Raw genomic sequence first — 12,676 nt, 5'->3', positions numbered from 1 at the left:
CCGCCTTCCCTTTCCGGGCACCCGGGCCCTATAGTCGCCGCTAATGTCCGACGACGATCTCTTCGCCTCCGCTCCGTCCACCAGCTCCGGCACCTATGACGCCTCGACGATCGAGGTGCTCGAGGGGCTCGAGCCCGTGCGCCGGCGGCCCGGCATGTATATCGGCGGCACCGACGAGCGCGCGCTGCACCATCTCGCCGCCGAAGTGCTCGACAATGCCATGGATGAGGCGGTTGCCGGCCATGCCAATCGAATCGAGGTATCGCTGCAGCCCGGCAACCGGCTGACGATCGTCGACAATGGCCGCGGCATCCCGGTCGATCCGCATCCGAAATTTCCGGGCAAGTCGGCGCTCGAAGTCATCCTCACCACACTCCATTCGGGCGGCAAGTTCGACGGCAAGGCCTATGCCACCTCGGGCGGCCTGCACGGCGTCGGCGTATCGGTTGTCAACGCGCTGTCGACCGAGACCGTCATCGAGGTCGCGCGCAACAAGGAGCTGTTCCGCCAACGCTTTTCGCAGGGCCACGCGGTGACCCCGCTCGAAAAGCTCGGCGCCGCGCCCAACCGGCGCGGCACCAGCGTCTCCTTCGCGCCCGATCCCGAAATTTTCGGGAGTTCCGCACTCTTCAAGCCCGGCCGGCTGATGCGGCTAGCCCGTTCCAAGGCCTATCTCTATGCCGGCGTCGAGATACGCTGGCGCTGCGACCCGTCGCTGATCGGCGACGACACGCCGACCGAGGCGACCTTCCAGTTCCCCGGCGGCCTGTCCGACCATCTGCGCGAGCAGATCGGCGACCGCGAGTGCGCGACCAGCCAGTTCTTCACCGGCAAGCAGACATTCCCCGGCGAGAATAACGGGCTGGTCGAGTGGGCCGTCGCCTGGCCTTTATGGTCGGAAGGCTCCTACAGCTATTATTGCAACACCATCCCGACCCCGGATGGCGGCACCCATGAGGCCGGTCTGCGCGCCGCGCTGGTCAAGGGCGTGCGCGCCTTCGCCGACCTGGTCGGCAACAAGCGCGCTAAGGATCTCAGCGCCGACGATGTCGTCACCGGCTCCGAACAGATGCTGTCGGTGTTCATCCGCGATCCGCAATTCCAGAGCCAGACCAAGGATCGGCTGACCTCCCCCGACGCCGCGCGGCTCGTCGAGAATGCGGTGCGCGATCATTTCGACCATTTCCTCGCCGACAATATGGAACGCGGCAAGGCGCTGCTGTCCTTCGTCCTCGATCGTATGGACGATCGGCTGCGCCGCAAGGCCGAGCGCGACATCAAGCGCAAGACCGCGACCAGCGGCCGCAAGCTGCGCCTTCCGGGCAAGCTAACCGACTGCGCCAACGACGCGCCCGACGGCACCGAGATCTTCATCGTCGAAGGCGACAGTGCGGGCGGCTCCGCCAAGCAGGCGCGTGATCGCAAGACCCAGGCGATCCTGCCGATCCGCGGCAAGATCCTCAACGTCGCCTCGGCCAACAGTGCGAAGATCGGCGCCAACCAGGAGATCGCCGACCTGATCCAGGCGCTCGGTTGCGGTACGCGCGAGCGCTGCAACGTCGACCTGCTGCGCTACGAGCGGGTCGTGATCATGACCGATGCCGACGTCGATGGCGCGCATATCGCGACGCTGCTGATGACCTTCTTCTTCCAGGAAATGCCCGACCTGGTCCGCGAGGGGCACCTCTACCTCGCCCAGCCGCCGCTGTACCGGCTGACGGTCGGTGCCAAGAGCCTCTATGCGATGGACGACGCGCACCGCGCCAAGATCGAGGCGAAGGAGTTCAAGGGCAAGAAGGTGGATGTCGCGCGCTTCAAGGGGCTCGGCGAGATGAACCCAATGCAGCTGCGCGAGACGACGATGGACCCGAAGACCCGCACGATGCTGCGTGTCACGCTCCCCAAGGAGTTCGAGGAACGGGCGAGCGTCCGCGACCTGGTCGATCGCCTGATGGGCAAGAATCCCGAGCACCGCTTCGCCTTCATCCAGGCGAACGCAGCGGCCGTGGACGACGAGGTGATCGACGCTTGAGGCCTGTGCTTGGAATCGTCTCTTGAATGCGGATCAGTAACGATATGAAGATTGGCGGGATTTTCTCCGGCTTGACGATTTGGTAACGAATAGCTCTCTAATGGGGACGACGTGATCGACTGGTTGATCAATCAACCTTCGTCGTGCGCTAGTAATTTGCTTGGACGCGTACAATATCCCGAAAACGGGAAGTGCGGAGAGGTGAAGATGAGCCTAGCGGCCCTCTTGATATTGCTGAGCGGCGTGATGATCCTGCTCGCCTTGGCTTGCCAACTTCTGATGCATCAGGAGTTGCACGGCCACTGGTTTCTATCTTCGCGCGCGGAAGCGGTGGCGGCCTTCACACTGCTGAGCGGATTGCTGCTGGGCGCCGGCCTGCTGGCCAGTTCGAAACTTGCCGCGGCCGCGCCGACGGCGCGGAATGATCCCCGTCCGCAGCGAGATCCGACGCCCCTGCCATGGTTCGCATCGTCAAGCGACCGCGATCGCGCAGACGCCGGGCCGCAATCGGCAGCCGAGCAGGCGTATCAAGCCGAAAATGCCCGGCCGGTCCCAGCCTTCGACGACGTCATGGGTGCGACCAGCCGGTGCCGCGCGACGACCGCGATGGTGATCGATCTGCTACGCCAGGGAGATGACAGGGCAGCCGACGCCGCCGCGACGGCCAGCCGGAATTGCAACGATGACAGTCGGGCGCTGGCCCAGCTTCCCTTGTCCCATTTGCCGAGGGAGCTGTGCGGCAAGATCGTCTCGGCGAACCAGGCGCTCAACAAGGACGCAGTGTCGCTAGTCATCGACGGCTCGCAGTTGAGCAGCCACCTCAACGATATCAGCACGGCGCAATCGACCTGCGGAATGGCGCTTCGGTCCTGAAATTTCGGTCTGCGACGATGCGATGCCCGGAGAGCGATGGATCAGATCATGACACAGCGTCAGCCCGTCGGGGCCATGCCGGTGAAAACCGCCAGCTGCGCTGCGAAGGCACGCTTATATGCGGGCCGCGCTTCGCCGCGGGCGACATAGGCGGCGAGGTTGGGATGTTCGTCCAAAAGGCCCGAGGACTTCAACCTGAGCAGCACCGACACCATCATGAGGTCGCCGACGCTGAAGTCGCCGTCGAGCCAGTCGGCATTGCCGAGCCGATCGGAAAGCTCGCCCAACCGGACTCGGATGCGGTCCTCGACTTCCGGCAGGCGCTGCTTGAACCAGCTCTTGTCGCGCTCCAGCAGCATGGCGATCTGGAGATCGAGAATCGGCGGCTCGACCGTATTGAGCGCGGCAAACATCCACGCGATCGCGCGCGCGCGGCCATTCGCATCGTCCGGCAGCAGGCCCGCATGATGCTCCGCGATGTGGAATATGATGGCGCCCGATTCGAACAGGGCGAGTTCGCCTTCTTCATAGGTCGGGATCTGGCCGAAGGGATGGAGCGCCCGATGCGTCGGTTCCTTCATCTCCGCAAAGGAAAGCAGGCGAACCTCGTAGGCCTGGCCCACTTCCTCCAGCGCCCAGCGGACACGCATGTCGCGTGCCAGTCCCCTGCCGCGATCGGGAGACCGTTCGAAGGCGGTGATGGTGATGGTCATCCTGGACTCCTAACGAGACAGCGGTCGGCTGGTTTCTTCGTTCGCCCCAAAGCCAGCCCCACTACCGTGCGACCCCGTGGTTACGATGCCCCGGGGGGACCATCGCCCCTCTCTGCCGTCACCCAGGCTGCTGGCAGGCCAGGTCCATCGGATAGCGCGGCATTTTGCTCCGTAACCGTCTTAACCGGCCCTTGGCGTCAGCGCCTCGTCGCGCAGCCCCCGCCAGATCCTAATGGCCTGCAGCGTCTCCGGTACGTCGTGGACCCGCAATATCTGGGCGCCCATCTGCGCGCCGTGGAGCGCCAGTGCGACCGAGCCGCCCAGCCGCTGGTCGACCGGCGCTTCGTTGGACAGCGCGCCGATAATCCTCTTGCGGCTGGCGCCGAGCAGGATCGGGCAGCCGAGGCCGTGAAATAGCGCAAGGCCGTTCAGCAGCTGGAGATTGTGGCGCAGCGTCTTGCCGAAGCCGATACCGGGATCGATGATGATCCGGCGGCGCGCGATGCCCGCCAACTCGGCGGAGGCGATGCGTTCGGCGAGCCAGTCATAGACCTCGATCAGCGCGTCGTCATAATGCGGGTGCTGCTGCATCGTCGATGGGTCGCCCTGATGGTGCATCAGCACCACCGGGCAATCGCGCGTGGCGAGCAGCGGCGCGGCCTGTGGATCATGGCCCAGAGCGGAAACGTCGTTGACGATCGCGGCCCCCGCGCCGAGCGCAGCCGCCATCACCGCCGCCTTGCGGGTGTCGATGGAGACGATCGCACCGGCCTGCGCCAGGCGGCGGACGACCGGCTCCGCGCGTGCGAGCTCGTCGCCTTCCCAGACCGGCTTCGCCCCGGGCCGGGTCGACTCCGCGCCGACATCGACGATTGCCGCACCGGCCTCCACCATGGCAAGCGCCGAGATCGCGGCAGCTTCGGGATCGTCGACATGGGCGCCGCCATCGGAGAAACTGTCAGGCGTCATGTTGAGGATCAGCATGACCTGCGGCTGATCGAAGCGCAGCGTGCGCGTGCCGAGCTGGACGGCCGGCCGCGGCGCCGTGATGCGGGCGATGGTCTGGCGCGCGCTCCAAGCCTGCTCGTCGCCAAGCCCGGCGATGAATCGTTCGACATCGCACACCGGCACAAGCTGCGAGCCGACCCGCTCGCGCCCCTCGACGGCGATCACTTCATAGGCCGAGAACCAGACAAGCCCGCCGGCGAGACGCGCGACTTCGCCGTCATGGCCGAAAGGGCTGGCGACGAAGGCAGCCGGCAGGAAGTATAATTGAGCGTAGCGGGGAATTGTCATCGGGTGCTTCCAGTCCCCAGCGCCCACCTGAAAGGCAGCCATCCCGAACTTGTTTCAGGATCCACCCTTCAGCTCGGGAGTGCTGTCCTGCGACAGAGCGGATGCTGAAACAAGTTCAGCATGACGTCGGACTATGTTTCTACCCGCCCATGCTCGCCAGGTGACGCTGCCGCACCGCATCGATCGGCTCAAGCCCCGTCGCGGTCTCGATATGCCAGAAGCTCCAGCCATTGCACGACGGCGCCCCCTGCAACTGCGCGCCCAGGCCGTGGATCGATCCGATTGCGCCGCAGCTGCTGGCAAGCACGCCATCGGCGCGCACCATCGCGCTCCAGCGGCGCCTGGTGTCCGTCAACATCGAACCCGGCGCGATCATCCCACTTTCCACCAGCAGGCCGAAGGCTATCCGCGGAACCGCCTTCTTTTCGGGAATGGACATCATCGCGCTCTCGTCGAGCGGCAGGGTCGCCGCGATCCTCTCGGACGCGACCTTGATATATTTATCCTCCCGCTCGATGCCGATCCAGCGGCGGCGAAGCCGTCGGGCGACCGCGCCGGTGGTCCCGGTGCCGAAGAAGGGATCGAGCACGAGGTCGCCGGGCTCGGTGCAGGCAAGCATGACGCGGTAGAGCAGCGATTCCGGTTTCTGCGTCGGATGCGCCTTGTGGCCGTCGTCGTCCTTCAGGCGCTCGCCGCCCGAGCAGATCGGCAAGGTCCAGTCCGAACGCATCTGGATGTCGTCGTTGAGCGCCTTCATCGTGCGGTAGTTGAAGGTATATTTCGCCTTCTCAGCCTTCGAGCACCAGATCAGCGTCTCATGCGCGTTGGTGAAGCGCGTGCCCTTGAAATTGGGCATCGGGTTCGCCTTGCGCCAGACGATGTCGTTGAGAATCCAGAAGCCTTCGTCCTGCAGCGCCGTGCCGACCCGGAAGATGTTGTGATAGCTGCCGATCACCCAGATCGTGCCGTCTTCCTTCAGGATGCGCCGCGCCTCGCGAAGCCAGTCGCGGGTGAAGCGGTCATAGACCGCGAGGCTGTCGAACTTGTCCCAATCATCGTCGACGGCATCGACCTGGCTGCCATCGGGGCGATGGAGATCGCCGCCTAGCTGGAGATTATAGGGCGGATCGGCGAAGATCATGTCGACGCAGCGATCGGGCAGCGCCGCCATGGCAGCGATGCAATCCCCCTGGATGATCTCGTTGAGCGGAAGCCGGACTTCGACCTTTGCCTCCCGACGCGCACGCCGCGCAGTCGGAATCTTCTCGAGAACACCCATAAACGACCAACCCCCTTCGGACCTGGCGAAAGGGTGAGTCATCACGACTCTCCGGTCAAGAACAATAGTTTGGCAGGCGAAGCTGGCATCACCGACGAGCCAGGCGAACGAAAGGAGTCCGATACTTCATATGGAGTCTCAACATGTCGTGCAGACCCAATACCTAGTGGTGTGGCACAGGAGACTCACCAACATGGGTTTCTCTCCACAGGCCGGGAACGGTGCCCCACAGCATTCGTTTGATGGCCATGAGCACGCTGCTGAACCATGTGCCTCCGATGGCACTGTGCGCGGTCGTGGCGCTGTGCGGCGGCCTGATCGGGGGCGCGAGCGCCGTCCACGGTCTACGGACCAATAGCTACGGACCGCTCGATCCGCCGGCCCTGATCACCCATGGCGACGAACCTGGCTATGCCCCAGCCAGTTCCGATCAGGAGACCTCGGTGCGCTGCGACGACTGCTCCGAGCGGGATCTCGGCTATCGCTGGGCGGTGTTGCAGGCCGTCCGCTCGTCGGCCGAATGCCCGAACGACAGCTGGAGCTTCAGACGGGGCTGCCTGGACTATACCGGCGGCGTCTGAGCATGGGCCGTTTCCTGATCCGGCAGGACGGAAACAGGCCTGGGAAACAGCGAATATTGCGCGATCGGCGCGAAGCTGCGGCGGTGGAGCGGCGACGGGCCCAGGCGCGACAGCGCGTCGAGATGCGACGGCGTACCATAGCCCTTGTTCTGCGCCCAACCATAGCCAGGATGATGCGCGTCATAGTCCGCCATCATCCGGTCGCGCTCCTCCTTGGCGACGATCGAAGCCGCAGCGATCGAGAGGCAGAGCGCGTCGCCGCCGATCACCCATTGCGACGGCCGATCCCAGCGCGGACAGCGATTGCCGTCCACCAATACCATCGCCGGTTCCAGCCCAAGTGCCGCGACCGCCCGCTCCATCGCCAGCATGGTCGCCCACAATATGTTGATCTCGTCGATCTCCTCGACCGTCGCGATACCGACACCGACATGCGCGACACCGCGAATCTTGCGGCAGAGATCGGCCCGCGCACCGGCGCTGAGTTTCTTGGAATCGTCGATGCCGCTGGGCACCTTGCGCCGGTCGAGGATCACTGCCGCGGCGACAACCGGCCCCGCCAGCGGGCCGCGTCCGGCCTCATCGACCCCTGCGAGGGGAAGAGGATGCGCTTTTTCGAGTTTGAAACTGGGTCCCGCCATCACCGTTCCATCATTCAAAACGCGCTGAGCATCAAGGGATCGGCGCCTCAGCCCACCGCAAGCAGGTGGACGCTGAACAGCGCCTTCGCGTCGAGCCAGACATCCACCGGCCGGAGCCCCGCGCCGCGGGCGAGAGCCTGGAAATCCTCGACCGAATATTTCCAGCTCTGCGCGACTTCGAGCCTCTCGCCCTCTGCGAAGTGGACGAGGCGGCTGCCGATGCTGACATCCTGCGCCGCGACGCTCTTCAAAGCCGCGCGCACACGGCCCTTGGCCGCATCGAAGTCGACCCGGTGCTCGAACAGCCGAATGTCGAAATCGGCGGGTAACTCGCGGTTGGCCCGCCTCAGCAAGTCGAACAGCCATTCCGCATTGAAGCCATGCGGATCGTCATAGGCCGATTCGAGAATCAGCACGCTTTTACGCAGATCCACCCCGATCAGCATCAGTGCCCCCGGACGCAATTCGCGCGCCCAGAGCGACAGCAGCGCCAAGGCGTCGGCCGGCGCGCAGTCGCCGATCACGCCGCCGGGCAGATAGGCGAGGCGGCGCCCTCCGCCGGCATTCGAGGGCATATCGAATGCCTCGCGCATATTGGCGCGCACAGCCTCGACCCAAAGCTTTGGATATCGCGCCTGGACGCGGCGGGCGTCCTCGAGCAGGGCGGCGTGCTCGTGATCGACCGCGACATAGCCCCACGGACGGTCAAGCATGGCGAGCAGCAGCGCCGCCTGCGCACCGAAGCCGCGGCCGAGGTCGATCAGTTGCGCGCACGGCCCCGTCGCCGCCGCGATCGCCCCCGAATAGCCGCGCAGGATCTCCAGTTCGGCACGAGCCAGATAATATTCAGGAAGAGCGGTGATCCGCAAGAAGGCCGGAGAGCGCCGATCGAGCAGCATGTAGTCAGCGACGCTTTTCTCTTCGCGCAGCACACCGGCGAGGAAAAGCGCTCTAAAGTCGCCAGGTGGCGGCCCATGATCGTGGAAAGCAGCGATCTCGGAGCGCCGCCCCGGGTCGGCCGCAGGATGATCGGTCAAGCAACGTCTCCGCACCTGACGAGCGCGCCGCGATCGCCATTTTCCAGCCCCCGATCGGATGCGTAACAGATGGCTCCGACGCTAAACAGATCGTTATGCTGCGTAAGCCGCCGAACGTACCGCTTTGGGTCATAGTGGCAGCGTGGCGCTGGCGGTTGGGCCGCTGGTCGGCATTCGGCGATTTTCCGTTCGCGGAGCGCCGAACTGGCAGAAGCGCTGGTGGGCCCGGCAGGACTTGAACCCGCAACCTAGCCGTTATGAGCGGCCAGCTCTAACCAGTTGAGCTACAGGCCCCTACCAGCGCGGCGTCGCGATAGCCGAGGCTTTCGCGCGCGGCAAGCGGCTCGCGCGACCTTGCCGGTGCTCAAACCGCTCCCTGCTCCGCCCGCCCGTCATCATGGCGCAGCGGCAGGCTCAGGTGGAAACGGGTGGTGTCGATCTCGAGCATGCCGCCGCTGGCGATGGCGAGGTTACGGACCAGGCGTAGGGCGAAGCCGAGACCGAGCACCGGAGCGTCAGGCCAGTTGCCGCCGGGATTATAGCCCGGGTCGAGCAGCATCTTCTCGTCACGGCCATCGAGCGCCCGCGGGCGCATGATCGTCAGCAGCAAATGGGTCGCGCGGCGCGGATCACGTTGCAGGTCGACGCTGATATGCTCGCCCTCCCCCGCCATCGCAATGGTTGCGGCCAGCAGGCGCGACAACATGCGCTCGACCGTCGGCGCATCGACCGCGACCGGCGGCAGCGTCGAATCTATGCGGAAAGCGAGGCCGCTCGCGCGCTCCCTGGCGACGGTTTCGAAATTGGCGTGGAGCCGGGTCAGGATGGAGGCCGCATCGACTGCCGACGGCCCGCCGGCCGCGTCGGCGCGCGCCGATGCGACGAGATCGAGATCCTCCACCGCACTGAGCAGCTTCTTGCTCTGTTCGAGGATGTCCTGGGCACGGCTGCGATAGGGTGCTGCTGCGGGGCCGCGCATCTGGCCTTCGATCATCTCCGAAAAGCCGATGATCGCGTTGAGCGGCGTGCGCAGTTCGTGAGCGAGCTGGCGGAGCGAATCGTTGCGGTTCGGGTCTGGTACCGCCGGATCGCCGCCCATGGCGGTGGCGCTCTCATCCGCCCGCGGCCGTCGCGCGGTGCCGCGATAGCCGCTGAAACGCCCATCCTTCTGATCGAAGAACGGTACTGCCGAAATGCGCCACTCGCCCGAGGCCGGCCCATGGCCCGCGATCGTGAGCCGCGCATCCCGGAACGGCGTACGGCTGCGGTAGGCGCCTGCCGCGTGGCCATCCACGCCATGATCGGTCTGATGCGCGGCAACCGCTATGGTTTCCCCTATCAGCGGCCCGCGCGGTGCGCCCTGAACCCAGGAGATCACCCCATCGACACCGGTCTCGAAGCGGAAGCCCGAGACCGACGCAACCGGTTCCGCGGGGTCGCCAGTTTGTGCCGGTTCGGTCGCGACACCCTCAGAGGGGCTCGTCTGCGGATGACGCGTCCGGAATGTCTCGATACGGGACAGAAGTTCGCGGATCTGGCTCTCGCTGTTGGACATCGGCATCGCTGCGGGAATCGGCGACACCGCCACTTGAGCGGATGCCGGCTTCGGGTCGCCACGATCCGGATCGGCAGGGATAGCATCCGGTTCGAAAGCGAGCGGACGCGCATCGCTGTTCCGCGACTCTGCCACCAGCGCCTCAATCGGCGCGGCAAGCGGCGCGAGGCTGGTCTGCGGCGTCTGCACCGGCCCCGGGATCAGGAAGTCGCTGCTCCCGAAGCGTTCGAGCGCCTTTTCCACGTCGGCGCCAAGATCGCGCCGATTGCGGAGCAGGTTGCGCGCGCTGGGGTTGAGGCGCGGCAGAAGGTCCAGCCATTGCTGGGTCGCCAGGATGACATGGCCGAGCATCGGCGCGGCGATATGCGGCAGATCTTCTGCGAACAGCAGGACGAGATCGGGCGGCACGCGGCGACCGGCCAGGCCCCGACCGGCGGCCAGCCGAAGCTCCACTGGCATCTCCGCCCGGACCGAGCGCAGGAAATTATAGGCGTCCGTTGCACGCGGCGCATCGACAAGCGGATCGTCGGCGTGATGACCGCGTCCCTGCGCGAGCACATCGACGACCTGACGCCACAGGACCGCCCGCGCCTCGGGCGTCGGCGCGGGCTGGGCGAGCAACGTGGCCAACATGTCATCGAAACGCAAAGCCCGTCTCCACTCGGCCACGGACATGATCCGGGCCATAACCGACGGCGCCAGTGTAAATCGCATTGCGCCGCCCGAAAAGGGGCGTTCGGCCAATAGGCACATGCTATTTTAATTGCACTCCGTCGAAACTTTATTCTAAGAATAGCACCTCATTTTGAAAGGTTGCTCCGTGGCTGCCCCCTCCCTTGATCAAGTCGATCGGACGATTCTGCATGAATTGCAGGAGGCCGGCCGCATGACCAATGTCGATCTCGCTCGCAAGGCAGGGCTGACCGCTCCGCCGTGCCTCCGCCGCGTCCGGGCGCTCGAAGAGGCCGGCGTCATCGAAAGCTATCATGCCCGACTGAACGCAGCGTCGCTAGGTTATGGCATAATGGTGTTCGCGCTGGTCTCGCTGCGCAGCCAGGCGGAAGAAGACCTGCGGCATTTCGAGGCTCATGTCGCCGCGCTCGCCGAAGTCCGGGAATGCCACATGCTGAATGGCGAGATCGACTTCATCCTGAAGATCGTCGCGCACGACCTGCAGGCCTTTCAGCAATTCCTGACATCGCAGCTGACGACGGCGCCCAACGTCGCCAGCGTCAAGACCTCGCTGACGATCCGCACCTCGAAGGACATTCCCGGAATCCCGGTGGACGGTCTGTAAATTGCGAGCCGCCCTCGGATGGCCAGCATCCGAGGGCGGGTACTTCATGCTGCGGGGTGCTCCGCCCAGGTCTTCCCATAGGCTGCGAGCGGCGCATAGGGCCCCGACTGGACTGCCCCGAATGCCGCTGCCGCGCCAGCCTTGTCTCCCGACTGGGCGAGCGCAAGACCAAGGCGGAAATTGGCTTGGGAGACATCGGCGCCGGGCTTGGTCAGGGCGAGCCGGTACATTTCCGCAGCCTTGGCGAAATCCTTGTAACCATATTCCAGGTCACCGGTCGTCATTACCGATTTGAACGTGGCCTTCGGTCCGCTCGCGGCGGACACCGCGGCTGGGATCGATGCCTTGTCGGGGGCGAGCTTCGGCTTCGACAAAGCGAGTATTTCGCGGGTATTCTGGCTGGTGGCCGGGTTCAGCTTGCCGGCGGACACGCCCTCGTTCAGCACGTCCACAGCCTCATTCGGGAACTTCAGGTACACCGCCAGGGCATAGTCGACATAGTTGGCTTGCGCCGACAGTGGCAAGACGCCCGCGGCGCGCGCCAGGCGCAGCAGATCCAGATCGGGTTCACCCGACAGCGCCGCGATCTGGCGATAGATGAACAGCGAGTCGTGCCAGTTCTGTTTGACCGGATATGCCGCCAGCCAAGCAGCGGTGATCTTGACGAATTCGGCCGGCATCTTCGCGCGCGAAGCCATATCCGCGCCGCGGCCGTACCATTCGGACGGCACGGGCTTACCGGCGGCGGCGTTCGCATCCATGACCTTCTGCAGCGTGGCGATCGCCTGGGCCGGCTTGCCGTTGCGGGATTGGCTGTCCGCAAGGATTGCATAGGCATCCTGCTCGGTGGACCCGGCAGCGAGCGCCCTGGTCAACGCGGCCTCCGCCTTCGCGTAATTCTTCCCCTGATAGGCGAACTGCCCCTGATACCAATAGAATTTGGCACGCTGCGGATCATCGAGCCGGTTGGCTGCTTCACCGGTGGCGATCATCTCGTCGAGGGCGGTCGCGAGCTTCGCCTGATCACCACTGGCCTGTGCCACGTTGAGCGCATATTGCGCGACGACATATTTTTCATCCGGCGTGGTGGCAACCGAACGAGCGCTCACCACGGCGGTCTCGGCAGCTGGGATATTCTTGGCCTTGAGCGCGGCGTCCGCTTCCCCGAGCGGCTTGCGGACGGCGTCACCGAGCTTGAGCGCCGGCGCAGCCGCTTCATCCTTCTTCTTTGCGAACGCGGGCGTACCCGGCGCAACTGCGGCGATCGCCATGCCAAGTGCGGCGATCAGCGCATAACGGGACGGTGAATTCATGCTTCAGGCCTCCTAAAAGGCGACCGATAAGGGGCCGGCCGCCCATAAAACACGCCGGT

The 12,676-nt window shown here is 65.1% G+C and carries 11 protein-coding genes and 1 tRNA gene; 4 read left to right on the top strand and 8 right to left on the bottom strand.

The genetic code is table 11. From position 1 onward, the window contains the following. The first annotated feature begins 43 nt into the window (after window positions 1-43). Both parE and AC1DPF_RS02810 read left to right on the top strand, forming a co-directional pair. Window positions 44-2,032 (top strand): DNA topoisomerase IV subunit B, encoded by a 1,989-nt coding sequence (gene parE / locus AC1DPF_RS02815; RefSeq protein WP_477871951.1) that lies wholly within the window; start codon window positions 44-46, stop codon window positions 2,030-2,032. A 207-nt stretch (window positions 2,033-2,239) separates the two neighbouring features. Then, window positions 2,240-2,905: a hypothetical protein gene (locus AC1DPF_RS02810; RefSeq protein ID WP_477871953.1), complete on the top strand. Its 666-nt coding sequence runs from the start codon at window positions 2,240-2,242 to the stop codon at window positions 2,903-2,905. A gap of 59 nt (window positions 2,906-2,964) precedes the next feature. Here AC1DPF_RS02810 and AC1DPF_RS02805 read toward each other — a convergent pair whose 3' ends face one another. The 3 genes from AC1DPF_RS02805 to AC1DPF_RS02795 form a co-directional block, all read right to left on the bottom strand. After that, entirely contained in the window at window positions 2,965-3,618 is a 654-nt protein-coding gene (locus AC1DPF_RS02805; protein ID WP_477871955.1) for a glutathione S-transferase family protein, read from the bottom strand. A gap of 180 nt (window positions 3,619-3,798) precedes the next feature. Further along, a complete protein-coding gene (gene folP, locus AC1DPF_RS02800) occupies window positions 3,799-4,914 on the bottom strand; it encodes a dihydropteroate synthase (protein WP_477871957.1) in 1,116 nt (371 codons plus the stop codon). Window positions 4,915-5,053: 139 nt separating this feature from the next. After that, the gene (locus tag AC1DPF_RS02795) at window positions 5,054-6,193 is read right to left on the bottom strand and encodes a DNA methyltransferase (RefSeq protein WP_477871959.1); all 1,140 of its coding nucleotides are present in this window, start codon (window positions 6,191-6,193) and stop codon (window positions 5,054-5,056) included. A gap of 248 nt (window positions 6,194-6,441) precedes the next feature. On the opposite strand from AC1DPF_RS02795, the gene AC1DPF_RS02790 reads away from it, so the two are divergent. Beyond that, complete coding sequence (locus AC1DPF_RS02790; RefSeq protein WP_477871961.1) at window positions 6,442-6,774, top strand: hypothetical protein; 333 nt, start codon at window positions 6,442-6,444, stop codon at window positions 6,772-6,774. On the opposite strand, the gene AC1DPF_RS02785 is transcribed toward AC1DPF_RS02790, so the two are convergent. The 4 genes from AC1DPF_RS02785 to AC1DPF_RS02770 all read right to left on the bottom strand — a co-directional run bounded on the left by AC1DPF_RS02785 (window position 6,756) and on the right by AC1DPF_RS02770 (window position 10,655). Next, a complete protein-coding gene (locus tag AC1DPF_RS02785) occupies window positions 6,756-7,415 on the bottom strand; it encodes a ribonuclease HII (protein WP_477959596.1) in 660 nt (219 codons plus the stop codon). The two genes, AC1DPF_RS02790 and AC1DPF_RS02785, sit on opposite strands and share 19 nt — an antisense overlap. A gap of 47 nt (window positions 7,416-7,462) precedes the next feature. Then, window positions 7,463-8,452 (bottom strand): L-histidine N(alpha)-methyltransferase, encoded by a 990-nt coding sequence (locus AC1DPF_RS02780; RefSeq protein ID WP_477871965.1) that lies wholly within the window; start codon window positions 8,450-8,452, stop codon window positions 7,463-7,465. Between the two features lie 217 nt (window positions 8,453-8,669). Further along, a tRNA-Ile gene (locus tag AC1DPF_RS02775) sits at window positions 8,670-8,746 on the bottom strand. Window positions 8,747-8,816: 70 nt separating this feature from the next. Beyond that, on the bottom strand, window positions 8,817-10,655 hold the full coding sequence (locus AC1DPF_RS02770; RefSeq protein ID WP_477871967.1) for a sensor histidine kinase: 1,839 nt from the start codon (window positions 10,653-10,655) through the stop codon (window positions 8,817-8,819). Window positions 10,656-10,827: 172 nt separating this feature from the next. On the opposite strand from AC1DPF_RS02770, the gene AC1DPF_RS02765 reads away from it, so the two are divergent. Further along, window positions 10,828-11,304, top strand: coding sequence for an Lrp/AsnC family transcriptional regulator (locus tag AC1DPF_RS02765; RefSeq protein ID WP_477871969.1), 477 nt, complete (start codon window positions 10,828-10,830; stop codon window positions 11,302-11,304). Between the two features lie 44 nt (window positions 11,305-11,348). On the opposite strand, the gene AC1DPF_RS02760 is transcribed toward AC1DPF_RS02765, so the two are convergent. Beyond that, window positions 11,349-12,617 (bottom strand): tetratricopeptide repeat protein, encoded by a 1,269-nt coding sequence (locus AC1DPF_RS02760; protein WP_477959594.1) that lies wholly within the window; start codon window positions 12,615-12,617, stop codon window positions 11,349-11,351. Between the last annotated feature and the right edge of the window lie 59 nt (window positions 12,618-12,676).

The organism is Rhizorhabdus sp. P4_G6 (genome assembly GCF_056401045.1).
This window is presented reverse-complemented; position numbering and strand designations above follow the sequence as displayed.

What these genes read in the sequence shown, in the direction of transcription:
- AC1DPF_RS02805 (WP_477871955.1), bottom strand. Translation starts at nt 3,618, where the DNA reads ATGACCATCACCATCACCGCCTTCGAACGGTCTCCCGATCGCGGCAGG.
- AC1DPF_RS02785 (WP_477959596.1), bottom strand. Translation starts at nt 7,415, where the DNA reads ATGGCGGGACCCAGTTTCAAACTCGAAAAAGCGCATCCTCTTCCCCTC.
- AC1DPF_RS02810 (WP_477871953.1), top strand. Translation starts at nt 2,240, where the DNA reads ATGAGCCTAGCGGCCCTCTTGATATTGCTGAGCGGCGTGATGATCCTG.
- AC1DPF_RS02790 (WP_477871961.1), top strand. Translation starts at nt 6,442, where the DNA reads ATGAGCACGCTGCTGAACCATGTGCCTCCGATGGCACTGTGCGCGGTC.
- folP (WP_477871957.1), bottom strand. Translation starts at nt 4,914, where the DNA reads ATGACAATTCCCCGCTACGCTCAATTATACTTCCTGCCGGCTGCCTTC.
- AC1DPF_RS02760 (WP_477959594.1), bottom strand. Translation starts at nt 12,617, where the DNA reads ATGAATTCACCGTCCCGTTATGCGCTGATCGCCGCACTTGGCATGGCG.
- parE (WP_477871951.1), top strand. Translation starts at nt 44, where the DNA reads ATGTCCGACGACGATCTCTTCGCCTCCGCTCCGTCCACCAGCTCCGGC.
- AC1DPF_RS02795 (WP_477871959.1), bottom strand. Translation starts at nt 6,193, where the DNA reads ATGGGTGTTCTCGAGAAGATTCCGACTGCGCGGCGTGCGCGTCGGGAG.